The 21,420-nt window shown below is 71.6% G+C and carries 20 protein-coding genes; 18 read left to right on the forward strand and 2 right to left on the reverse strand.

The window, feature by feature from the left end:
• The first annotated feature begins 31 nt into the window (after positions 1 to 31).
• A complete protein-coding gene (locus tag H1A17_RS02415; protein WP_194820920.1) occupies positions 32 to 910 on the forward strand; it encodes an RNA polymerase sigma factor in 879 nt (292 codons plus the stop codon).
• A gap of 195 nt (positions 911 to 1,105) precedes the next feature.
• Here the strand turns inward: H1A17_RS02415 and H1A17_RS02420 are convergent, their stop codons facing one another.
• Positions 1,106 to 1,987, reverse strand: coding sequence for a hypothetical protein (locus H1A17_RS02420; protein WP_194820921.1), 882 nt, complete (start codon positions 1,985 to 1,987; stop codon positions 1,106 to 1,108).
• 750 nt (positions 1,988 to 2,737) lie between these two features.
• Here H1A17_RS02420 and H1A17_RS02425 point away from each other — a divergent pair.
• The 16 genes from H1A17_RS02425 to H1A17_RS02500 all read left to right on the forward strand — a co-directional run bounded on the left by H1A17_RS02425 (position 2,738) and on the right by H1A17_RS02500 (position 19,610).
• A complete protein-coding gene (locus H1A17_RS02425; RefSeq protein ID WP_194820922.1) occupies positions 2,738 to 3,118 on the forward strand; it encodes a pilin in 381 nt (126 codons plus the stop codon).
• 6 nt (positions 3,119 to 3,124) lie between these two features.
• The gene (locus tag H1A17_RS02430) at positions 3,125 to 4,039 is read left to right on the forward strand and encodes a conjugal transfer protein TrbL family protein (RefSeq protein WP_194820923.1); all 915 of its coding nucleotides are present in this window, start codon (positions 3,125 to 3,127) and stop codon (positions 4,037 to 4,039) included.
• A 38-nt stretch (positions 4,040 to 4,077) separates the two neighbouring features.
• Positions 4,078 to 5,001 carry a PrgI family protein gene (locus H1A17_RS02435; RefSeq protein WP_194820980.1) on the forward strand — a complete coding sequence of 308 codons (924 nt, stop codon included), beginning with the start codon at positions 4,078 to 4,080 and terminating at the stop codon, positions 4,999 to 5,001.
• Positions 4,998 to 6,776, forward strand: coding sequence for a VirB4 family type IV secretion system protein (locus H1A17_RS02440; RefSeq protein WP_194820924.1), 1,779 nt, complete (start codon positions 4,998 to 5,000; stop codon positions 6,774 to 6,776). The genes H1A17_RS02435 and H1A17_RS02440 overlap by 4 nt, the downstream gene beginning before the upstream one ends.
• Before the next feature lie 113 nt (positions 6,777 to 6,889).
• Positions 6,890 to 9,292 (forward strand): type IV secretory system conjugative DNA transfer family protein, encoded by a 2,403-nt coding sequence (locus tag H1A17_RS02445; RefSeq protein ID WP_228542798.1) that lies wholly within the window; start codon positions 6,890 to 6,892, stop codon positions 9,290 to 9,292.
• Between the two features lie 212 nt (positions 9,293 to 9,504).
• On the forward strand, positions 9,505 to 10,380 hold the full coding sequence (locus H1A17_RS02450; RefSeq protein ID WP_194820926.1) for a replication-relaxation family protein: 876 nt from the start codon (positions 9,505 to 9,507) through the stop codon (positions 10,378 to 10,380).
• Between the two features lie 476 nt (positions 10,381 to 10,856).
• Positions 10,857 to 11,558 carry a hypothetical protein gene (locus tag H1A17_RS02455; protein ID WP_194820927.1) on the forward strand — a complete coding sequence of 234 codons (702 nt, stop codon included), beginning with the start codon at positions 10,857 to 10,859 and terminating at the stop codon, positions 11,556 to 11,558.
• Positions 11,559 to 11,599: 41 nt separating this feature from the next.
• Positions 11,600 to 12,028: a hypothetical protein gene (locus H1A17_RS02460; protein WP_228542783.1), complete on the forward strand. Its 429-nt coding sequence runs from the start codon at positions 11,600 to 11,602 to the stop codon at positions 12,026 to 12,028.
• A gap of 467 nt (positions 12,029 to 12,495) precedes the next feature.
• A complete protein-coding gene (locus tag H1A17_RS02465) occupies positions 12,496 to 13,647 on the forward strand; it encodes a hypothetical protein (RefSeq protein ID WP_194820929.1) in 1,152 nt (383 codons plus the stop codon).
• Entirely contained in the window at positions 13,644 to 13,991 is a 348-nt protein-coding gene (locus tag H1A17_RS02470) for a hypothetical protein (protein ID WP_194820930.1), read from the forward strand. The genes H1A17_RS02465 and H1A17_RS02470 overlap by 4 nt, the downstream gene beginning before the upstream one ends.
• Before the next feature lie 233 nt (positions 13,992 to 14,224).
• Positions 14,225 to 15,097, forward strand: coding sequence for a hypothetical protein (locus H1A17_RS02475; protein ID WP_194820931.1), 873 nt, complete (start codon positions 14,225 to 14,227; stop codon positions 15,095 to 15,097).
• 90 nt (positions 15,098 to 15,187) lie between these two features.
• Positions 15,188 to 15,865, forward strand: a complete 678-nt coding sequence (locus H1A17_RS02480) for a GGDEF domain-containing protein (protein WP_194820932.1) — start codon at positions 15,188 to 15,190, stop codon at positions 15,863 to 15,865.
• Positions 15,866 to 15,967: 102 nt separating this feature from the next.
• Positions 15,968 to 16,549 carry a hypothetical protein gene (locus tag H1A17_RS02485; RefSeq protein ID WP_228542784.1) on the forward strand — a complete coding sequence of 194 codons (582 nt, stop codon included), beginning with the start codon at positions 15,968 to 15,970 and terminating at the stop codon, positions 16,547 to 16,549.
• 122 nt (positions 16,550 to 16,671) lie between these two features.
• Positions 16,672 to 17,085: a hypothetical protein gene (locus H1A17_RS02490; protein ID WP_194820934.1), complete on the forward strand. Its 414-nt coding sequence runs from the start codon at positions 16,672 to 16,674 to the stop codon at positions 17,083 to 17,085.
• A 39-nt stretch (positions 17,086 to 17,124) separates the two neighbouring features.
• Entirely contained in the window at positions 17,125 to 18,165 is a 1,041-nt protein-coding gene (locus H1A17_RS02495; protein ID WP_194820935.1) for a hypothetical protein, read from the forward strand.
• A gap of 350 nt (positions 18,166 to 18,515) precedes the next feature.
• On the forward strand, positions 18,516 to 19,610 hold the full coding sequence (locus H1A17_RS02500; protein ID WP_194820936.1) for a M23 family metallopeptidase: 1,095 nt from the start codon (positions 18,516 to 18,518) through the stop codon (positions 19,608 to 19,610).
• 11 nt (positions 19,611 to 19,621) lie between these two features.
• Here the strand turns inward: H1A17_RS02500 and H1A17_RS02505 are convergent, their stop codons facing one another.
• Positions 19,622 to 20,461: a DUF4253 domain-containing protein gene (locus H1A17_RS02505; protein ID WP_194820937.1), complete on the reverse strand. Its 840-nt coding sequence runs from the start codon at positions 20,459 to 20,461 to the stop codon at positions 19,622 to 19,624.
• Between the two features lie 233 nt (positions 20,462 to 20,694).
• On the opposite strand from H1A17_RS02505, the gene H1A17_RS02510 reads away from it, so the two are divergent.
• Positions 20,695 to 21,357, forward strand: coding sequence for a hypothetical protein (locus H1A17_RS02510; protein ID WP_194820938.1), 663 nt, complete (start codon positions 20,695 to 20,697; stop codon positions 21,355 to 21,357).
• Positions 21,358 to 21,420: the final 63 nt, after the last annotated feature.

A 21,420-nucleotide genomic window follows, 5' to 3' on the forward strand; every position in this document is an offset into this window, starting at 1 on the left:
CGATCCCCTGCACTGTCACAGGAGTTCTGACATGAGCGTGTCCGACGCTACGGACTGGCCCACCTCCGCCCTCGACGCGGCGGCGACCGCCTTCACCGCGCTGACGTGCGAACCCGCGCCGCTGGTGCTCGACTGCGCGGCGTTCGGCCCCGACACCGGTCTCCCACGGCAGGTGATGCCGCTGCCGGCGCTGCGGGACTGGCTGCTGCGCCACCCCCACGCCTACACGGTCCGTGACGAGGTGTGGCGGGAACTGATCCGCCGCGCCCGGCTCGACGGGCCGCACTGGGTCATCGCCGCAGTCGGCATGGCGCTGCCGGCCCTGCGACAGTACGCGGCCCGGCTCTGCGAGGGCTACGACGGAGACCCGGCGGACATGGACGCCGAGATCCTGACCGGCTTCCTGACCGCGCTGCGCGACCGGGCCGACCTGACCAGACCCGCGCCGTACGCGGGTCTGTGCCGGGCGGCGTGGCGGGCCGGACGGGACCTGCGCCTGCAACGGCAGGAGTACCTGCTGGTCGAGGACATCGAACACGCCACCGCCGGACCCCGGACCCCGAAGACGCCCTACGGTCACCCCGACCTGCTGGTCCGCCGTGCGGTGACCCTCGGGATCCTCGACCCCGAGGACGAGCAGGCCTACATCGACGTGCGGCTCGGGCACCGGGCGATCGAACCCCTCGCCGCCGCGCTCGGCGTCAGCGTCGACGCGCTGCGGATGCGGCTGTCGCGCATCGACCGCCGCATCGCCGAGGCTCTCGCCGACGGGCTGCTGACCGGGGTCGCGTCGCCGCAGACCCGGGCACGCTTACACGCGCAGGCGCAGCAGCGCGGCCAGCGGCGAGCCGGGCGTGCTGCGGCCGCCCACCGCGACATCACCACGCCGCCAGCGACGGCAGCTGCCTGACGGCGTACAACCCGCTAGTGGTGGCCCGACGCGAGGCGTCGGGCCACCACTATGTCGGTGTCCGTCATCCCTGACGGAGCGCCGACGGGCAAGCATCGGTGGTACTGGCAGGGCCCCAGCGACGGCTGTCGAGCGGACCAGGCTGGCGGTGCGACCGGGCAGTCGGCGACAGCAGTGGTCGAGGGCTCGTCCTGCCTATCCAGTGGGGGCGTCCGGTGCCTGCCCATGCCGGTACGGGTCGGCGGCGTTCCAGACGCTGGTGAACTGCTCGTAGAAGTAGTCGAACCACTCGCCGTCGCGTCTGCGGATCATCCGGAAGGTGGGTCGTAGTTCGTGGCGGCCACCGAAGGAGCCGAGGCGGAACTCCATCGAACCGTCGTCCAGACCGGGGTCATAGGCGTAGAGCGTGTACGGGGGCAGGTAGTCGATCAGGCGAACCTCCAGGCCGTCGCCCTGCCCGATGCGTCGTTCGAGCAGCCCGAGGTTGATGGCCAGTCGTTCCTCCAGTCTCTGCCGGCCCCACGTGGGCCCGGCCCGGAAGGCCAGCATGGACATCGCGGCCCCGCCGGGACTGATCAGGAGGACCTTGACCCGGACGTCACGGGCCAGTGCCTGACCGAGGTAGGTATCGATGTAGGGGATGTGCATCGCCAGGGTCGTCCCCCACAGCCACACCTCGTCCTGAGTCTGCTGGATCAGATGGGAGATCTCGCTGACGTCGTCCAGTTCGGCGAAGAACCGGTAGGCGGACACGGGCTGGGTCAGGTCACGGAGAAGCCGTTGGCGGGTCTGGATCGACTTCGACTTGTGGACGCGGTCGAGCGCGTCAAGCCACGCGGAGACCTCTCGGTCGTCGTGCACCTCGCAGGCGGCGAGGAGGTTGAGCAGGAGCTGGCGGCTGGGCGGCCGGGCTCCGGAGCGCGCCTCACTGAGGGACGTCCGCGGCATCGGCCGGTTGTGCGCGATCCCCCACGACTCCAGTTCCCGCAGGGACAAGTTGCCGCAGTGCGACAGGAGGTTACGGATGCACCGTGCCAGCCCCTCCACCGTCTGCACCGACGAGAGTTCAGGTGCCATGCCGCGCTCGGACATTGTTCCTCCCCGATGAGATTCGATGCGGCGAGTATCGATGGCGGCCGGTCTGTCCGGCACCTGACGGTGCGTCCGGCCGGACACACCCCGGACGGTCTGCCGTCCGGCAGTGCACGGGGGATCGCCGGACGGCACCGTCGTCCTCCGACGGCGGATGATCTTGCTGGACGGGTGGTCACAGGCGCCTGCTGGTGACATGCCCTCCGACATGCCTCCCTCGCCGCGTACCTGCCGACCCGACGCACACCCTGAGGTCGACACCGATCACACCCGTAGCCTGCGGGCCAGAATCATCCCGATGGTGACCGCCGGTATCGCCTCCGGGATCGCCCGCGCGGTCACCGCGTGGTTTCTCGACCAGATCAGTCTCTAGCCCGCCGCCTCCCATTTGGTGAGCGTGCTGTGAGCGCGGCAAGTGTTCGCCACAGCTCACAAGACCCGGTTTGGGAGTGCGGGACTTCTCCGAGCGGCACCGCTGCCCCGGTGGTTCCGCCCGCCGCCGGGCGACAGGAGGAGCGCGATCCGCGTGCCTCGGGTGCCGCGCCACGTTGATGCGCTGACACCACATTGATGACCGCAACCCACCCCTGAGGGAGGACGAGCTCCTCCCGGGACGCGCGGTTCGTTCCCCTCCCCTGTGCGCCCGGCGGCGGCCCCCATGGACCGCTTCAAGTCATCGCCGCGCCCCGGTCACGCCCCTCGGCACCCCGGGAGTGCGGCGGGAGGTGAACCGCAATGTCCCGCATTCCCGCTCCCACCCGTCGCAGCCGCCGTATCAGTCGGGTCGTGCTGCGCGCGGCCATGTCGCTGGTCGCTGTCGGCCTGCCCCTGGCCGTCCCGTCCGCCGCGTACGCCGACCCCGGCGGGGCCCTTCACGTGGCGGCGAACTCGCTGCCGGTGGTGATCGCCAACCTGCAGGCCTGGGTCATGGGCATCCTCGCCGCGATCGCCACCCTCTTCCTCGTCCTGGCCGGTGTGTACTGGGCCACCGCCGGTGGTGACCCGTCCCAGGTGGAGAAGGCCAAACTCGCCCTGCGCAACGCGCTGCTCGGCTACGGCCTGGCCGTCCTCGCGCCGATCCTGCTGCAGGTCGTCCAGGGCATCGTCGGCGGCTGAGTCGTCATGGGATGGTTCCTCGACCAGGCCCTCGACTGGCTCACCACGGCGATCCTGGCCTGCCTCACCGCGATCTTCGACCTGATCACCGGCATCCTGCTCACCACCCCGAAGGTCACCGCGCTGCCGCAGGTGCAGGCCCTCACCGGCCGGTCGGTCTGGATCGTCGACACCGTCTTCGTCCTGGCGTTCGTCGCCGCCGGCGTGCTCGTCATGGTCGCCGGCGGCGGCGAACAGTCCCGATACACGGTCAAGGACCTCCTCCCTCGGCTGGTCGTCGGGTTCACCGCCGCGCACTTCTCGCAGCTCGCCTGCGCCCAGCTCATCGACGTGGCCAACGCCCTGACCGCGGCGATCAGCGAGGCAGGCCCCGACGACACAGGGGCGTTCACCGCGATCCGCACCCACCTCACGGCGGCACAGGACCACATGGTCCCGCTGTTGTTCCTGGTCCTGGTCCTCATCATCGCCGTGCTGGTCGTGACGACCGCGTTCCAGCTGATCGGCCGGTTCGTGGCGTTACTGGTGATGACCGCCGTCGCGCCGCTGGCGCTGGCCTGCCACGCCCTGCCACAGACCGACCCGTTCGCCCGCCTGTGGTGGCGCTCCTACACCGGATGCCTCGCGATCCCCGTCGCCCAGGCGTTCTTCCTCACCGCGGGCGAACAGACCCTCCTCGACCCGCAGGCCATGCTGCCGGTGTTCGGCCTGCCCGCCGACCCCGGCGGCACCCTCAACCTCCTGGTCGTCGTGGTCCTGCTCTGGACCACCGTCAAGATCCCCACCCTGATGGCCCGCTGGGCGGGCCAGAGCGGACGCGGCACGACGAACATGCTCGGCGCGGTCGTCCGCGTCGTCGTGGTCCAGCAACTCTCCCGCGCCGTCCCCGGCCTCAACACGCTACGAAGGGGCATCCGATGACCCCACCCGACTCCGACGGTGACCTGACCCGTACGCGGATGCCCGCCGACGTCGACGCCCCCGACAAGGTCGCCTACGGCCTGACGTTCCACCAACTGGCGATCGTCGCCGCCGGCACCCTGCTCCTCTACGCCGCGTGGCGCACCCTGCACGCGGTCGTGCCCGCACCGGTCCTCATCGGCGCGGGAGTGCTGCTCGGCGGGCTGGTCATCGGCCTGGCCCTCGGCCGCCGAGACGGCCTGGCCATGGACGTGTGGCTGCTGCACGCGATCCGCCACACCCGCGCTCCCCGCTCGCTGTCCAGCACCAGCATCGCGGCGGACACGGGGGTGCCGGAGTGGGTCGAGACGCCCCGGAGCGGGCGGGTGCCGCTGCCGGCGCCGCTGCGGCTGCCCGCTGACGCCATCGACGACGACGGGGAGATCACCCTTGCCGGTGCCCGGGCGGCGATCGTCGGCACCACCACGGTGAACCTCGCCCTACGCATCCCCACCGAGCAGGCGGCCCTGATCGACGGGTGGGGCAGGTGGCTCAACAGCCTGTCGACGCCCACGCAGATCGTCGTGTCCGCGCAACCGGTCGACCTGGCCTCCCACGGCCGTGCCCTCGCCGCCGCCGCGGACGCCCAACCGCACCCCCATCTGCGGGCGGCGTGCGCCGACCACGCCGCGTTCCTCGCCGACCTCGCCACCCGGCGGGACCCGCTGCGCCGGCAGGTCCTGATCGTCCACCGCACGGCAGCCGGCGACCGGACCTCCCACGCGGGCCTGCGCCGCGCCGAGAACACGGCACGGACGCTGTCCGGCCTCGGCGTCAGCCCACAGGTCCTCAACGGCCCGGCGGTCACCGCCGCACTGGCCTCCGCCGCCGACCCCTACCGGCTACCGCGCCCAGGCGGCCTGGCCGCGCCCGACGCCGTCATCACCGCCACCACCCCCCGCACGAACAGGAAGACACCATGATCAGGAAGAGAGGAACCACGGGCGGTAATGAGCAGCCGCGGCTGGCGTCGACGGTCGCGCCGGCCACGGTCGAGGTCACCCCACGATGGCTGCGCGTCGGCGACGGCTACGCCGCCACCCTCGTGGTGACCGGATACCCGGCAGAGGTCGGCGGCGCGTGGCTGGAACCACTGCTGTCCTGGCCTGGCCGCCTCGACCTCGCCCTGCACATCGAGCCGCTACCGGCGCCGATCGCCGCCGCCCGCCTGCGCACCCAACGGGCACGCTTGGAGTCATCTCGCCGGGCGGACTCCGACCGGGGCAGGCTGGCCGACCCCTACGTCGACGCCGCCGCCGAGGACGCCGGTGACCTGGCTGAACGACTCGCCCGCGGCGCGGCGAAACTGTTCCGCGTCGGCCTGTACCTGACCGTCCACGCCCGTTCCGAGGCCGAATTGGCACAGGCGTGCGCGCAGGTGCGGGCCGCCGCCGCGTCCACCCTCCTGGACGTGCAACCGGCGACCTGGCGGCAACTGGCCGGCTGGACCACCACCCTGCCCCTGGCCACCGACGGGCTACGAATGCTCCGCACCATGGACACCCAGGCTCTGGCCGCCGCGTTCCCCCTGGCCAGCCCGGACCTGCCCGCACCGCTGCCCGGTGATCCGCCGACCACGGGTGGTGTCCTGTACGGGGTCAACCCGGCCAGCGCCGGCATCGTCTGGTGGGACCGGTGGACGCAGGAGAACCACAACTCGATCGTCCTGGCCCGCTCCGGGGCCGGGAAGTCGTACTTCGTGAAGCTGGAGATCCTGCGCAACCTCTACCACGGTGTGCAGATCGCGGTCGTGGACCCTGAGGACGAGTACCTGCGGCTGGCCGACGCCGTCGGCGGCAGTGTTGTCCGGTTGGGCCTGCCGGGCGTGAAGATCAACCCCCTCGACCTGCCCGCCGGCGACCGACGCTCCGACACCCTGACCCGCCGCGGGCTGTTCCTGCACACCCTGATCAGCGTGCTGCTCGGCCATCAACCGCCACCGGCGGAACGGGCCGCCCTGGACCGGGCCATCCTCGCCGTCTACCGGCAAGCCGGCATCACCGCCGATCCCGCCACCCACCACCGGCCGGCACCCCTGCTCCGCGACCTCGCGCAGACACTGCGCGCCGACGACGACCCGGCCGCCGCGACGCTGGCCGCCCGGCTCGCGCCGTGGGTGCAGGGCAGCTTCGCCGACCTGTTCAACGGGCCCACCACCCAAACCCCGACCGGGCACCTGGTCGTGTGGTCGCTGCGGCACCTACCCGATGAGCTGCGCACCGTCGGCACCCTCCTCGCGCTGGACTCGATCTGGCGCACCGTCGACGCACCCGGACGGCCGTCCCAGCGGCGGCTCGTCGTGGTCGATGAGGCATGGCTGCTGATGCGCGACGGCGAAGGCGCGAAGTTCCTGTTCCGCATGTCGAAGGCGGCACGCAAACGCAACGCCGGGCTGACCGTGGTCACCCAGGACGCCGCCGACGTACTCGGCACCGACCTCGGCCGGGCGGTGGTGTCCAACGCCGCCACCCAGGTACTGCTACGGCAGGCCCCACAGGCCATCGACGCCGTCGGGGAAGCGTTCGGACTCACCGGCGGCGAACGACGCCTGCTGCTGTCAGCTCGCCGAGGCCACGGCCTGTTGATCTCCGGCGTGCACAGAACAAGCTTCGAGTCGATCTCCTCGGACGCGGAGCACGCGCTGTGCACCACGGATCCGGTCGAGCTGGCCGAGGGCGACGAGGAGGACGACCTGTGACACCACCCCTGGACGTTCGGGGATCCGTGCCCCTTTCGCCGCCACCGGTGCCCAGCCCTACGTCCGGGCCGGGCACCGGTGCCGTTCCGCCTCCTACCGGACCGGGGGCTGCCCTGGTCGACGTCGCCGTGTGGGCCACACAGCGGCCCTGGTTGGCGGCTGTCGCCGCCGGGCTGCTGGTCGGCTGGGTCGCAGCCCGGAACATGGTCGAGATCCGGCGGCACCACCATCACGCCCAGGGTGCGCGGCTTGTGACGGTCGCGCCGCCGCCCGAGGTCGACCCGCGCAGCGCGGGCGCGTTGTGGGCGAACCTCGCCGGTGTGCTCACCCCATCACGCCGGCGACGCCTGCTCTACGGCGTCCCGCATGTCGTGTGGCAGTACACATGGTCGGGTCGGCAGCTGCTCATCTCGATCTGGGTGCCCGGCACCGTCCCGCCCGGGGCGGTCGAGGCGGCGGTCCGAGCGGCGTGGCCCAACTCGGCCACAACCACCGACACCAACCCGCCACCGCCGATCCCCTTACCGGCGCACCCGGCCACCGGTGGACATTTGCTGCCGATGTTCGCGGAGTGGCTGCCGTTTGCCGTCGATCACGATGCGGACCCGCTGCGTCCGCTGATGTCGGCTGGCGCGCAACTGAAACCCGGCGAGTACGCGTGCGTGCAGATCCTCGCCCGCCCGGCCGCACCCGGTCGGGCGGCACGAGCCCGTCGCGCCGCCGGACGGCTACGCGCCGGCAAGACCGCCGTCCCGGCGATCAACCCGGCCGCGCCGCTGCTGTGGCTGCTCGACGCGTTCCTACCCGGCAACAGCGGCGGTGGCCGGGGCATCGCTTCCGCCGCCCGTCGGGATCCCACCGTGGAGCGGGACGTTCGGGCGGTCCTGGACAAGACGGCGCACCCGCTGTGGCAGACCGGCATCCGGTACGCCGTCGCCACCACCAACCAGCGGTCCGGCGCGGACCCCCGTGGTCGGCTGCGGGGTATCGCCGACACGCTCGCCTCGGCGTTCGCCATCCACACCGGCCGCAACCGGCTCACCCACCGGGCCCGGTTGCCCGCCCCGGTGGCCGTCCTCGCCGCCCGCCGCCTCGGCACCGGATTCCTCACCTCCACCCCGGAACTCGCCGCCCTCGCCGCCCTGCCGCGGGACCTCGCCGTGCCCGGCCTCGACCGGGCCCGGGCCGCGTCCATGCCGGTACCGGTCGCCGTCCCCGGTGGCGGGCGTGGCGTGAAGATGCTCGGCGATGCGGAGATCGGCGGCCACAGCGTCGGGCTGTCGGTGGCCGATGCGAGGTATCACCTGCATGTGATCGGTGCGACGGGCTCCGGGAAGACCACCCTGCTGGTCAACATGGCCCTCGACGACATCAGGGCCGGCCGGGGCACCGTCGTCATCGACCCGCACGGCGACCTTGTCCTGGACATCCTCGACCGGCTTCCCGCCACCGTCGCCGACCGTGTCGTGCTCTTCGACCCCGACCAGGAGAATCCGCCGACGCTGAATCCCCTCGAAGGCGACGACCCGGACCTGGTCGTCGACAATCTCGTGTCGATCTTCGGGAACATCTTCGCCAAGGCGTGGGGGCCGCGGATGGACGACGTCATGCGGGTGGCGTGCCTGACCCTGCTACGCCACAACAACGTCACTCTGCAGCACATCCCCCCGCTGCTCAACAGCCCCCAGTTCCGGTCGGCGATGACCGTGGACCTGGACGACCCGGCCGGGCTGAGTGGCTTCTGGCAGTGGTACGACAGCCTCAACGACAGCCTCCGGTCCCAGGTCATCGGACCCGTCCTGGCCCGGCTGCGCTCGTTTCTGCTGCGTGACTTCGTGAAACGCACCATGCGGTACCCGAAGTCGAGCTTCGACATGGGCAAGGTCCTCGACGGCGGGGTGCTGCTTGTCCGGATCCCCAAGGGTGTTCTCGGCGAGGACACCAGCCGGCTCCTCGGCTCTCTGATCCTCGCGCAGGTGTGGCAGGCCGCCACCGCCCGCGCCGCCACCTCGTCCGAGCGGCGACGCGACGCGACGCTGATTATCGATGAGGCGCAGAACTTCCTGACCCTGGCCAACAGCCTGGACACGATGCTCGCCGAGGCCCGCAAGTACCGGCTGTCCCTCGTCCTCGCCCACCAGGACCTCGCCCAGTTCCCGCGGGACCTGCTCGCCGCCGCGTCGGCGAACGCCCGCAACAAGGTGTACTTCACGGTCGCGCCGGAGGACGCGAAGGTCCTCGCCCGGCACACGATGCCCGAACTCGGCGAGCACGACCTCGCCCACCTCGACGCCTACACCGCCGCGGCCCGCCTCGTCGTCGACGGCCGCCAGACCCCGGCGTTCACGATGAAGACCCGCCCACCGAGGCCGATCGTCGGCGAGGCGACCGCCATCCGCCAGGCCGCCGCGGCGGCGGTACCCGTGCAGGACACCAGCGCCATCGACGACCTCGTCGAACGGCTCAGCCGCAAGCCCGACGACCGGCGGACCCGCCCGAAGAGCGACCGCACCTGACCGCCCTTTGCCGGTCCGGAGGCGTCGACCGGGTCGCGCACCGGCTCGTCACCGGGTTCGCCACCCGTGACCGCCCACCGCACGCCGCACAGTCCTGACCTGGGCTGTCAGTGCCGCACACACCCCCTGACAGACCCCCGGTGCGGTCCCCTCCCGTGCCAGACACCCCTCCCGATCGGGAGGGAACCCTCATCCTGCCCAAGGAGCGATCCGTGTACTCCCGTGTCCCGCCCCTGTCCAGCAAACCCGACCCCCTCGCGGTGTTCGGTCGTATCGTCCCCCGCGACCACGCTCTCCTCCGGCTGTTGGCCGAGCACTACCTGCTGTCCACCGACCAGATCACCCACGCGTTCTTCGACAACCGCCGTACCGCGCAGCGGCGGCTGACGATCCTGCACCGCCTCGACGTGCTGCACCGCTTCGGCCGCAGCGGCGCCCACGGCCGCTACGGATCCCTGCTCTACACCCTCGGCCCCATCGGCCTGCAACTGCACCCGACGAGGTACCACGACCCGAACGGCAACGGCGGCAGGGCACCGCGCAGTTCCCTGGAGCGGGCCAAGCGGATCGCCGCCAGCGGTCAGGTCAACCACCTGCTCGGGGTCAACCAGTTCTTCACCGACCTCCTGGCCACCGCCCGCCGCGCCGACGCCGTCCGGCTGTCACGCTGGTGGTCCGAGCAGCACGCCACCACCGTCTACGCCCAGGCCGGCATCCGCCCCGACGGCCACGGCGTGTGGACCGTCGGCGACACATCGACCGGGTTCTTCCTCGAACACGACAACGACACCGAGAACCTCGCCCGGGTCGTGGCCAAGCTGCGCGGCTACGAACGCCTCACCACCTTCGGCCCCCGCTACCCCGTCCTGTTCTGGGTGCCCAGCCGCCGCCGCGAGACCAGCCTCCTGGGCGTGCTCGCCGGACTGCGCACCACCAGCCCCATCGCGACCGCCGTGCACAGTCCCGACCCGGCCGGCCGGGTGTGGACCCTCGTCTCGGACCCCACCCGCCGCCGTTACCTGCACGAGCTGCCTTGCGACCACGGACCCGACACCGTCACCAACCCGCAGCGCTTCGACGACCTGTAGGACTCACACCGCAGGTCAGCGGCACCGGCCGCTCACACCGAGGGCTTCCGGGCAGGTCGCCCACGCGCTGCGTCTGTCACTGACCACGATCGCCTGTGAGTGGTCCGGAGTCTCACAGCGTCGACGCCGACGACGGCTCACCGCAGGCCGGAACGTCTTACAGCGCAGGTCAACCCCATTGTTCGGCGGCCACGTCGCCGCAGCGGCCTGACAGAACAGGCCGCTACCTTTCACGGCACCAACAGCACCCACATATATCCCCACCCGGTTCGGTCCCACCTCGGAACCACCGCCGCACCACCGGTGCGCCACGCCCACCCGCCCCTTCCAGGGGCCGGTCGGCACCGCGCCGCGCGGCGACCCCAGGTCGCACCGCACCACCCCGCACCACACCTCTCCCCTTGCGACCGACCCACGTACCCGGTGGGCCGGTCATCTCCGCGCGCCCTGACGCGCCCACACCCTAGGAGGACCCCATGGCCAAGGACCCGGCCCGCAAGGCCACCCCACCGACGGCGACGTTCGGCACCATGATCGTCTGCGTCCCGGACGACCTGCCCCGGGAAGCCCTCACCGCACACCAACTCGACCGCACCTTCGGTGTGCGGGGCACCCTGTCGCCCCGGTTCTGGGCCACCGCCATGTACCCGTGGCAGCGCGGCCAGATGTTCGGACTGCGCAAGGGCCGCCCCGCCTACTGCGCGGGCGGACCGGTACGACTGCTCGACCTGCACGGCATGCGTCAGGCCGCCGGCATGGGCGCGGGTATCCGCCACCAACTGTTCAGCCAGATCGTGCACGGCACCAGGCCGGCCACCCCGTGGCACGTCTACCAGGCCCGCCACCTCGCGGACCCCACCAAGTACCCGTACGACACGGCAGCGGCGGACTTCCACCACCAGCCCCGGGTCAACGCGATCCGGATGCACAACGCCGCCACCTACGGTGCCGGGCGGATCGCCGTCGGCGAGCTGGAGATGTACCAGGCCGGCTCCATGGCCTACCAGCACCACAGCGCGCTGACCGCGATCGTCGGCGACGCGCTGATCACCGCCGACGGCGCGAAGTTGGTACCGGTCAGTGACGCCATGGCCGACCGGGTCACCTACCTCGAACAGGCCCACCGCCTGCTCGCCACCACCGACCCGGACCAGCGGCTGCTCGCCGTCGCGCTCTGAACCCCGGCCTCGACAGGAAGGACAACGCCATGGGTCGCGTCATGTTCCTGCTCGACGAGGTCGAGCAACTCGCCGACGCCTGCCTGCGCGCCAGGCGCCGAAACACCACCAACCCTCAGGCACTCCACTTGACGCCGGCAGCGCTGCGGGTCATGCATGACGAGTTCCACCGGGTCTACCTGACCAGCGACAACAGCTCCGTGGGTGAGCACCACCGCCTGCGGCCCGTCACCTACGGCCTCGTCGGCTGGCAGGAAACCCCGGTGCTCGCCGGGGAACTCACCGGCAGGCACTACCGGCGGCTGCACCCCGGCTGTCTCGGCGACATGCCGCTGCACGGACCCGAACGCGACCTGCTGCACCTCATCCAGTCCGGCATCGACGCCGGCTGGAGCATCCTCGTCGTCGACTACGTCAACGACGCTCTCATCGCCGGTGTCGGCCGCGGGCGCTTCCGCACCCCGCGCTGACACCCTCCGATCGGGCCGGCAGCGCCATCCCTGTATCCGAAGGATGGCGCTGCCGCCCGGTCGGCCCGGCACCCCACCTCATGCCCCACCGGCTACCGCGACCGCCGCCGGTGGCCCGCCCAGCCTCTGATCCCTGCGGCGGTGTCGACCGGGCACGCCGGGCCACGACCAGCCGGCACGGTTAGTCCCGCCCTCGACCCCACCTCTCAGACGGGCCGTCGTGCCTGGTCGGTGATTCGCCAGCCGCCCCTGGCAGGGGCACCTGCTGCGCCACCGGCCGACGACACGGCCGCCCTTTCCCTCTTCCACTGCCACCCCGGTAGCGACACGTCCGCATTGGTGACCCGCCGTGGGGTCGCTCCACCGAAGTCGACGGCGACCAGGTCCCTGGTCGCCGACATCACCCTGTCTAGAAGGACGGACACGCCATGATCCGACTCCCGATCTGCCCTGTCTGCCATGACCCGGTGGTAGACCAGCCCGCCAGTGACTGGACCAGCGCCTATCGCGGCCGCGGCGGCTCCTGGTGGCATCTCGCCAACGACCGGCCCATCTGCCCGGACGCGAACGGAAACCCCTCCCCGCCGGTCTTCGTCGAGGACCACCTCCCCATCGACAGCGAGACCAGTTCCTGGCTCGAGACGATGGCCGACCTGTTCGCCATCGACGGCCCTTACAGCCCCGCCCGTCTGGGCAGCGCCCTCACCGCCGCCGAGCACCTGAACCGGTGGCTGCACACGGCCACCGGCCCCTTCAGCGCGCTGCTGTCCCTGGACACCACTGCCGACGTCGCCTCCCTGATCGGATACCTGCACCGCACCAGCCGACTCCTCGCCCGGGTCCACGTCCAGACCGGATCCCACCTGCTCGACCAGGCGCGGGAGACCTCGTTCACCGGCCTCGACGACAGCGGCGGCGTCAGCGACGCCGCCGCCGACATCCAGGTATGGCTGCGCGACGCCGCCGCCTGGTCCGCCGAGGCCGCGCGGGCGACCGGCATCGCCTGGGCCCGCGCCCACACACTCGCCACCCCGACCAGAGCGACGTCCCCCACACGGACGGACCAGCAGCAGCCAGGGGGGATCAGCACGTCCCGCGAAGGAAAAAGCGCTGTGTTCCTGCGCGGCCTCGTCCAGCGATTCCGACGGTGGGTGTCCCCCGGCCCGGCCACCAGAGGCGTTCCCGGGAACCAGGTCGTGGCGTGGAAGCCGCTCGACATGTCCCCCGACCACTTGACCGAGTTGATCGGATCGACCTTCGGTCACGACACCGACGTCAGCGCGGAACGGGCCAGCACCGCAGCGCGGATCCTCGAGATCACCGCCACCTACCTGGCCGACTACTTCAGCCCCACCCGATCCACCGCCGTACCCACACCGCGCGATCTCACCGATCTCGCCGCCTCGCTGACCCCTCTCCTACGGATCCTCACCACCGGGCTACGGAACCTCGCCCACAGCCCGCAGGGCATCGACAGCTACGGCCTCGACCACGGCGACGCGACCGCGATCCAGGAAACCCTCACCGAAGCAGCCGCCGCCCTGCGCTTCGTCGCGAGCAACCTGCTTCCCGGCCCCAACACCGCCGGTCTCGAACAGCGGACTGAGGAGCAGCGGTGACCGGCGGCAGCATCCCCGCTGGCGACGCCGACACAACCCCACCGAACCTGACGGTGGTGGACCGGAGCTTCGGCGAACGCGGGGCAGGCTACGACCTCACCGAGGTCCGCCGCACCGCAGGCGGCCACCGCCTGCGGGTCCGGATCCACCGCGACCCCTACCCGCAGCAGAGCCACGCCCTCGTCGAGGTCCTCACCCCCGCCATGACCTGGACCCCACTCGCGGACGAACCCACCTCCACCTGGCATCCCGCTACGCCATCGCGCAGCACCACCCCGACACCGCTGGAGAACCTCACCGAGAGGCTCTTCCAGCGGGCCGTCGCGATCCTCCACGCCGATTAGGTCGTCCCCGCACCCGCCAACGTCCCGACCGCTACAAACCCCGCACTGGTCCGACCCCTGCGGATGCCGGCGACACGAACCCGCCTACGGCGCCACGCCGTGGCCGGACCTCACCGCCGCCCCGGCGCGCCGACGGGCCTCCCGAGATCCGGGCACGCACTTGATCACGGCCGCCGTCGAAGCGTGCATCAGTGCACGCCACCACACATCGGGCAACCAACGAGGAGAACACGATGGACAGTGAACTAGAGCAGACCGCGCCGCCCAGCGCGCTCGACCGGGTCGCCGCCGCTCTGGCGGCACTCGGCCAGGACACCGCCGCGGCGATCGCCCAACGAGCGGGGGTGGGCTACTCCACGGCCACCAAACGCCTGCGGCTGCTGGAGGACACCGGCCAGGCGGAGACGTTCCGCGCCGACGACGGGCGCACGCTCTGGCGCCAGCCCACCACTCGGTCAGAACGCCACGACGACGGCGGCCCATCGGCCAGCACGACCGCCCACTCCGAGCCCGACAATCCGGAGCCCTCGGTGCCGCAGGAACAGGCCGCGACCACCGCGGTCGGGGCGGGACCGGGAGATGAGCCAACCGGCGGCCCACCGGCCGGTGCGCCCTCACCGACACCCCACGACGAAGCGGACCAGCCGCCGTCGCAGGACGCGCCAGCCCGGTCAGACACCGACGACAGCGAACAGGCCCTCACCGCGACCCACGAGGACCGCCCACCGGCCGGCGTCGACGAGACGACGGCCGGGACCGCCGATGCGACCTCCGGGCAGGTTCCCGAACCCGAGGGCAGCGACAACTCGGACGTGGCCAACCGGACAGGCGACGCCGCGAGCGCGTCGGCCAGTGGGAAGCCACGCCGATCCAAGGGCAGCCTGCGCGGCGCGATCCGCGACGTGTTGGAAGCCCATCCCGGCCAGCCGTTGCGGACCAGCCAGCTGTGCAAGGCCATCGACGAGGCGAACGCGGGCAGCGGCGCGGCGAGGGCCAGCGCGGGCGCGGTCGTCAACGCCGTGCACAAGCTCGTCGCCGACGGTCTGGCGGTCCAGGTCGTCGAGAAGCCGGCGGCCTTTCAACTCGCCGCGCGGACCGACCGCTGATCCCACACCCGTGGTAGCCCGGGGTGGGCGTCGAACTTGGCGGTACCACGCCCACCCCGGTGCTCCTTCAACAGCAAGGAGTGATGCCGAGTGTCTCACCTGTACCCCTTCCTGACAGCGGCTGGCGGCGTGCTCGCCGGATTCGCCGCCTGCTTGTTGCCGCTGATGCGGCAGCGGCGGATCATCGACCACCAGCGGCGGACGCTGGACGACCGTGAACAGGACCGGTCCCACTGGCGCCGTCTGGCCACCCACAACGACACCAGTGACCTGCCGAACCGGCGGGCTCTGCGCACCGTCCTGGATGTCATGTTCTCGCTCGGGGAGCCGCTCGGGCTCGTCCTGATCGACCTCGACCGGTTCAAGCAGGTCAACGACACCCACGGTCACGAGGCGGGCAACGACCTGCTGTACGAGGTCGGCCAGCGTCTGGTCACCCTCGGACCGGCGGTGGTCCTGGCCGCGCATCTGTCCGGCGACGAGTTCGCCCTCGTCGTCTACGGCGATGCCGCCGACGTCGAGTCCGCCGCCCGGGCCGCTCACCGGAGTATCTCGGGTGCCCCGTACGACATCGCGGGCCACCAGGTCGCGCTCACCGCCAGCGTCGGCTACGCCACCGCGGAGCCGCACATGTTGCCCCGCGACCTCCTGCACGCCGCCGACCAGGCCATGTACCTCGCCAAACGCCTCCGTGGCATCCCGCACGCCCACGACCCGGGTCACACCCCGGCGGCGGGGGATGGCGTCCGCTACCGCGACCTGCGGTAACGCACCCACACCCGCCCGACAGGAAGCCCCTCCGCCACCACGTGAGCCCCGCAGGCCGGTCGGTCTGCGGGGCTCACCCGCGTCAAGGAGCCGATCACCGTGATGACCTTCAACGCCGTCCGTGCCCTCACCGGATGCCTGCTGGACGTCGAGGCCGACGCCGAACTCCAGGCCTGGGGCCAACCGCCCCTGCTGCTGCTCGCCCAGGACCGGCCCGCCCCCTCATCAGCCAGCGGCACACGACGCCAGATGCGCGTCGCCCACCTTCCGCTCGACGACCACCGCCTGGGCCGCTACCGCGCCGGACTCGTGGACTTCCTGCCCGACCTCGCCGACGCGCTGCGCGCTGACCGTCCGGTCGGCCGGCCCACCCTGGCCGCCTGCGTCGATATCCGCCTCATCGTCGACCTGCTCGCCGATGCCACTCCCGGGGTCCGGCTGCTGGCCTGGGGCATCCGCTACGAGGACGTGCGCGTCGCCTCCGACGACATCCACGAGGTACGCCGGATCGACGCCGTCGACGTCGACCTCCGCAGCTACCAGATCACCCGGCAGCGCCACGAACCACGCCCCCTGGTCCGCGTCGACGACCACGTCGGCCACGACGACGCCCCCGCCATCCGCGCCGGGCTGACCCGCCTCGTTGAGAGCACCAGCCGGCCCGCCCCGAAGCGAACGACTTGACCTTCACGCAGAGGTAAGCGTCGATCAGTGTCGCCGTCGTCCGCGCCGTTCATCAGGCACGACACCGCCGACATCGGTCGGTCGATGGCCCCTGCCCGAAATCTAAAGGAAGGCCGTCCGCCATGTCTGACCGAAGCCGCAACCGCCCCTCCCACCGGGCCCTGGTGCCCAGCGACGTCACCGACCGGCTGCTGTGGCGGCTGGCCGTCGACGTCCTCACCGCCCACCAACCCGGACCCGACAACCGATGCGTCAACCTGCGGTGCGCCGACCAGGGGACCGGCCCATGCCTCGCCGCCCGGCAGGCACAACACGCGATGCGCGCCGCCCGAGGCGCGGCATCCCCGCCACCTCCTGTGCCGCAGCCGGCCGTCACCAGCCGCCCGCAAGCACCCCAGCGGCGCGGAGCCAGCGGTTTCGTCGGCTGGTTCACCGCCGGACTCGCCGCCACCGCCACACACCTGCGGTCACGGGTTCCGCATCGGCTGCCACGCCGTATCCCTGGCGCGGCACTCACCGCCTCCTACGCCGCGTGATCCCCAACCCGAGCGCCTCATCTCGATTAGGAGGACGTCATGAACCTGCGCACCGAATCCACTCTTCCCGGCTACGCGCGCGCCGCTGTCGCGATGAAGACCCGCATGCACGAGTACTGCGCCAGCATCGCCGGCCACGAATACCACAAGGCGTTCGTCGAGACCCGCTGGGCAGCCCTGCCTCCGCCTGACAACGCCAGCGGAACGGACCCGAACCACAAGCTCGTCCACATGCTGAACCGGGCGAACAGCGCCGTGTGGGCCCATGGCGAGGCCTACGTGATCGCCCCCGCCATGACCGCCGTCGTCGCCGCCGGAGCCGACGCCCTCGACCTCACCGGCGACCTGCTCACCGCCGACGCCGCCCCCACCGACGCCGGCGTGCTGTTCCTTCCCGAGCCCATCTACCACCGCACCCTGGCAGGCAGGGTCAGTGGCATCGCCGCGATCACCTGGACCACCATCACCTCCCCCCGTGGGCGATCCTGGCTGATCTGCGGCTGGGCCCACCGTGACGACCCCGACGACCCCCACGCCGCCCGCATCCGTGCCTACGCCCAGCAGGACCCCACCCTGCTGTCACGGCTCGGCCCGTACGTTCTCACCGACGTCAACGTGCTGCCCATCGCACAACCCGTGCCCGCCGTCGACCCACGGGATGTCGAGGAACCCGACCGGGACTGGGAGACCGCACCCGACGGCCGGTACGTCATCACCGACGCCACCGCCCGCACGCACGTGTGCGCCGCGATCGCCTACGCCTTCTGGCGCATCCAAGCCCAACCCATCGCCATCGCCACGCCGGCGCCGCTGGACCGGGCCGCCCGCCGCCGCGCCGCACGCGCATCGATCGTCCACGACACCCGCGTGGTGATGCTGCGGCGCACCTCCGGCCTGGCCGAACCCGCCGACGGGCCCGCAAGGTGGCACTACCGGGTGAGGTTCGTCGTCCGCGGCCACTGGCGCCGCCTGACCGACCGACACGGCCAGGTGTACCGGATCTGGATCCACGCCCACATCAAGGGACCCGACGGCGCACCGCTGCTGCACGGCGAGAAAGTCGCCGTCCTCGCCCGCTGAACCAGCACCCCACCCATTAGCGCGCCGGTGACCGCGCGGCCCGATACGGGGTCGCGCGGTCACCGGCGTGCCCGCATTGCGCTGCCCCAACGCAAGGAGACAACCGTGGGAGCCACCTGCTACGCCAACACCGCCGACGTCGCGCCGCCGACGACCGCCCGCCACCTCCACCGCGCACCCCGATGGCCGGGTGTCCAGGCCGGTATCCCGCACCGCGACGCGGGCCTACAGAAACCTGTGACGCCCCGTCCCGCTCCATTTACTGGCCTGCGGAATCCTGGGCCTGCCCGGGTCGTTCGCTCGCGTCCGCGCCGGACCCGTTGCCTCACGGCCGGCTGCCGGGGGCGCGGATGAGCCTTCGGTTCCTGGTGTCGCTGGCCGTGGCGCTCACCGCCGTGTTCATCCTCTGCGCCGGTGGCCTCGGTGGATTCCTCCTCGGCGGCGACGCCGCTGCCGGATGCGTCCCCGTGGTCGCGTCTCCCACCGCTGCCCCGTCCACGTCGATGTCGCCATTCGCGCCACTGGGCGGGTGGCCGGCGATCGGTGACTGGGACAGCGACCAGGTCGGTAACGCCGCCGCGATCGTCACCACCGGCGCCCGCCTCGCCGTGCCCGTCCGAGGGTGGGTGATCGCGGTCGCCACCGCGATGCAAGAAAGCACCCTGCGCGCCCTGCCCGGCGGTGACCGGGATTCGGTCGGGTTGTTCCAGCAGCGTCCCAGCCAAGGCTGGGGGACCCCGGCCCAGCTACGGGATCCCGTCTACGCGGCGGAGAGGTTCTTCGGCACGTTGGTCACCATCAGCGGTTGGCAGGCGATGCCGCTCACCGACGCCGCGCAGGCCGTGCAGATCAGCGCCTACCCCGACGCCTACGCCACGTGGGAGGCCCCGGCCACCGACCTCGTCACCACGATCACCAACACCACCGGCATGCCCACTGCCAGCCTGGCGGGGTGCGGGGCTGCCGCCGGCCCGTGGACCCAGCCCGTGCTCGCCCCGGTCGGATCCGGATTCCGCATTGCGGGCCGCCCCGGCCATCACGGCGTCGACCTGAACGCCCCACGAGGCACGGTCATCCGCGCGGCGTCGGCCGGCACGGTCCGCACCGTGCGTTGCAACGCCGTCCACGCCAGCACGGGCGCGCCGTGGGGCTGTGACCGCGACGGTGATCCCGATCTGACAAGGGGTTGCGGCTGGTACGTCGACATCGACCACGCCGCCGGACTGCTCACCCGCTACTGCCACATGGACCAGCCGCCAACGGTGACGGTCGGGCAGCGGGTCACCGTCGGCCAACCGATCGGCGTTGTCGGCTCCACCGGCCACAGTTCCGGCCCGCACCTGCACTACGAGGTGCACCACCACGGCGACGCCAGCGCCAACGGCGCGATCGACCCGGTGCCGTTCATGGCCACGCAGAGCGCCGCACTCGCCGCTGTCCGGTAAGAGAGCACCGTTCAGGGGCGGTCGTGTAGGAACCAGGCGTCACTGCGGGTGAGAGCGATCGCGAGTTGCCACTGTTGGCACTGCAGACTGCCGCCGACAGCCATCAACTGCCCGGCGAGTTCCCATGCCTGCGGACCGGGTGGCGGCTGGCGTTGCGCGGTGAACTGCAGCATGGTGCCCCAGGCGGCGATGAGGGCGGCGCCCCACCGCTGCTCCCACTGCCGCATCGCCGCCGCCCACGCCGCGACGCCGTTCTCGCAGGGTGTGCCGAAGTACTGCCCCCAGGCGGGAGCCAGCCACTGCGACGTCGTCGGCAGAAGCACCAACTCCACCTCGGAAAACGTGTGCCACTGCCGGGTGCCGATGAGGTGCTCGTAGCCGCGGACCACCCGGGCGGCGAGGTGCGGATTGGCGAGCAGGGTGTCGTAGGTCCACCGGGTCAGCGCTTTCGTGGTGGTCGGCGGCCTCAGCTGCTCCATCGCCGGGGTGACCATCTCGTCGCCCAGGAACGCCCGCACGTAGCGCTCCACGTCCGCATGGTGTCGTGGCTCGTCGACGCGGTGACGCGTGAACACCGGCCACGGATCCAGGGTCTGCGCCTCTCGGCGCAGCTCGGCGATTTCCGCGGCGGACGGGCCGTGGTGGAGCTCGCCCGGCAGCGTGAAGACGGGCCATCGGCCGGTCACCGGCATGGCCGTGTGAGAGGCCTGCCACGCCTCGAGCAGGTGCGCGGGATCGATCCCGCTCACCACGAACGTCTCGCCGATGTCCGGCCGAATCACGTGGCCCTGCAGGTAGGTCCCCCGCAGGGCGGACGCGATGTGTTTCGCGCGCCTCATGGGTGCCGCCATGCCCCGCACGGTAATGCCGACCACCGACAGACCCGCCCGCACCGGGCCGCTCTGCGTCCCCGGCGGAAGCGGTCGGCACGGAGGAATCCCGCGCGGTGACGAACACCGCATCTCCCCGTAAGACCCCGATCGCGGATACCGGCGCGGTGCCGCGGTCCACCACAGCTCGGTGATCGTCCCGCCCCGAGGCGACCACCGCGACCCCATCCACATTCCTGAGGAGGAAAAGGCACATGAGTACACCCACGTTGATCGGTGTCGCCGCGTTACGCGGCAGGTACACCGCCCGTCGTCTCCAGTTCGGTGAGGCTCCGGAGACCCTGGTGCCGGTGCTGCGTCGGATCTGGACCGACACGTTCGGCCGTGACACCGACGCCATGGGCGTCGCGCTGTTGGCCCACGACTGGTGGACCCTCGCCGTCAACCCCAAGCGTCGGCGGTGGGACCGGCTGCCACCCGTACCGGGACTGGGCTACCCGACCGAGTACGGCGCGGTCCGGCAGGGCTCGCTCCGCGAGGACCTCGACGGGGTCGTCGAGTGGATGTACCTGCTGCACCTCGACCAGCGGCGGCTGGTGGTGTACGAGGCGACGGTCCACGGCCGCTGGCTGCGGCACAGCGCCCACCACCTCGACCCTGTCGAGGAACTGTTCGTCACCGAACCCACCGGCGACGGCGGTGGCCCGGGGATGACGGTGTGCACCGTCTGCGGCGCGGTCGACGAGATCGACCACGTCGAGGCGCCGTCCATGGCCGGCTACGGCTACGACACCGTCACCAGCTGCACCCGCTGCGGCTCCTCGATCGCCACCGACCCGATGTTCGGCGAGCACCTCGTCCGCAAACCCTGGCCGCCCCAGCCCCCGACGGGTGGCACGGCAGACGGCACTCCATGAGCACGCCCACCCCAAGGCCGTCGCCTTCCGGCGAAGGCCTGTCCTGTCCACTCACTGATCGGA

Origin of the sequence: Micromonospora sp. S-DT3-3-22, from assembly GCF_015354745.1 — a bacterium.
Classification (GTDB): Bacteria; Actinomycetota; Actinomycetes; order Mycobacteriales; family Micromonosporaceae; genus Micromonospora; species Micromonospora wenchangensis.

Coding starts and splice junctions, on each gene's coding strand:
- H1A17_RS02415 (WP_194820920.1), top strand. CDS start 32: ATGAGCGTGTCCGACGCTACGGACTGGCCCACCTCCGCCCTCGACGCG.
- H1A17_RS02420 (WP_194820921.1), bottom strand. CDS start 1,987: ATGGCACCTGAACTCTCGTCGGTGCAGACGGTGGAGGGGCTGGCACGG.
- H1A17_RS02425 (WP_194820922.1), top strand. CDS start 2,738: ATGTCCCGCATTCCCGCTCCCACCCGTCGCAGCCGCCGTATCAGTCGG.
- H1A17_RS02430 (WP_194820923.1), top strand. CDS start 3,125: ATGGGATGGTTCCTCGACCAGGCCCTCGACTGGCTCACCACGGCGATC.
- H1A17_RS02435 (WP_194820980.1), top strand. CDS start 4,078: ATGCCCGCCGACGTCGACGCCCCCGACAAGGTCGCCTACGGCCTGACG.
- H1A17_RS02440 (WP_194820924.1), top strand. CDS start 4,998: ATGATCAGGAAGAGAGGAACCACGGGCGGTAATGAGCAGCCGCGGCTG.
- H1A17_RS02455 (WP_194820927.1), top strand. CDS start 10,857: ATGGCCAAGGACCCGGCCCGCAAGGCCACCCCACCGACGGCGACGTTC.
- H1A17_RS02460 (WP_228542783.1), top strand. CDS start 11,600: ATGTTCCTGCTCGACGAGGTCGAGCAACTCGCCGACGCCTGCCTGCGC.
- H1A17_RS02475 (WP_194820931.1), top strand. CDS start 14,225: ATGGACAGTGAACTAGAGCAGACCGCGCCGCCCAGCGCGCTCGACCGG.
- H1A17_RS02485 (WP_228542784.1), top strand. CDS start 15,968: ATGACCTTCAACGCCGTCCGTGCCCTCACCGGATGCCTGCTGGACGTC.
- H1A17_RS02490 (WP_194820934.1), top strand. CDS start 16,672: ATGTCTGACCGAAGCCGCAACCGCCCCTCCCACCGGGCCCTGGTGCCC.
- H1A17_RS02495 (WP_194820935.1), top strand. CDS start 17,125: ATGAACCTGCGCACCGAATCCACTCTTCCCGGCTACGCGCGCGCCGCT.
- H1A17_RS02500 (WP_194820936.1), top strand. CDS start 18,516: ATGAGCCTTCGGTTCCTGGTGTCGCTGGCCGTGGCGCTCACCGCCGTG.
- H1A17_RS02505 (WP_194820937.1), bottom strand. CDS start 20,461: ATGGCGGCACCCATGAGGCGCGCGAAACACATCGCGTCCGCCCTGCGG.
- H1A17_RS02510 (WP_194820938.1), top strand. CDS start 20,695: ATGAGTACACCCACGTTGATCGGTGTCGCCGCGTTACGCGGCAGGTAC.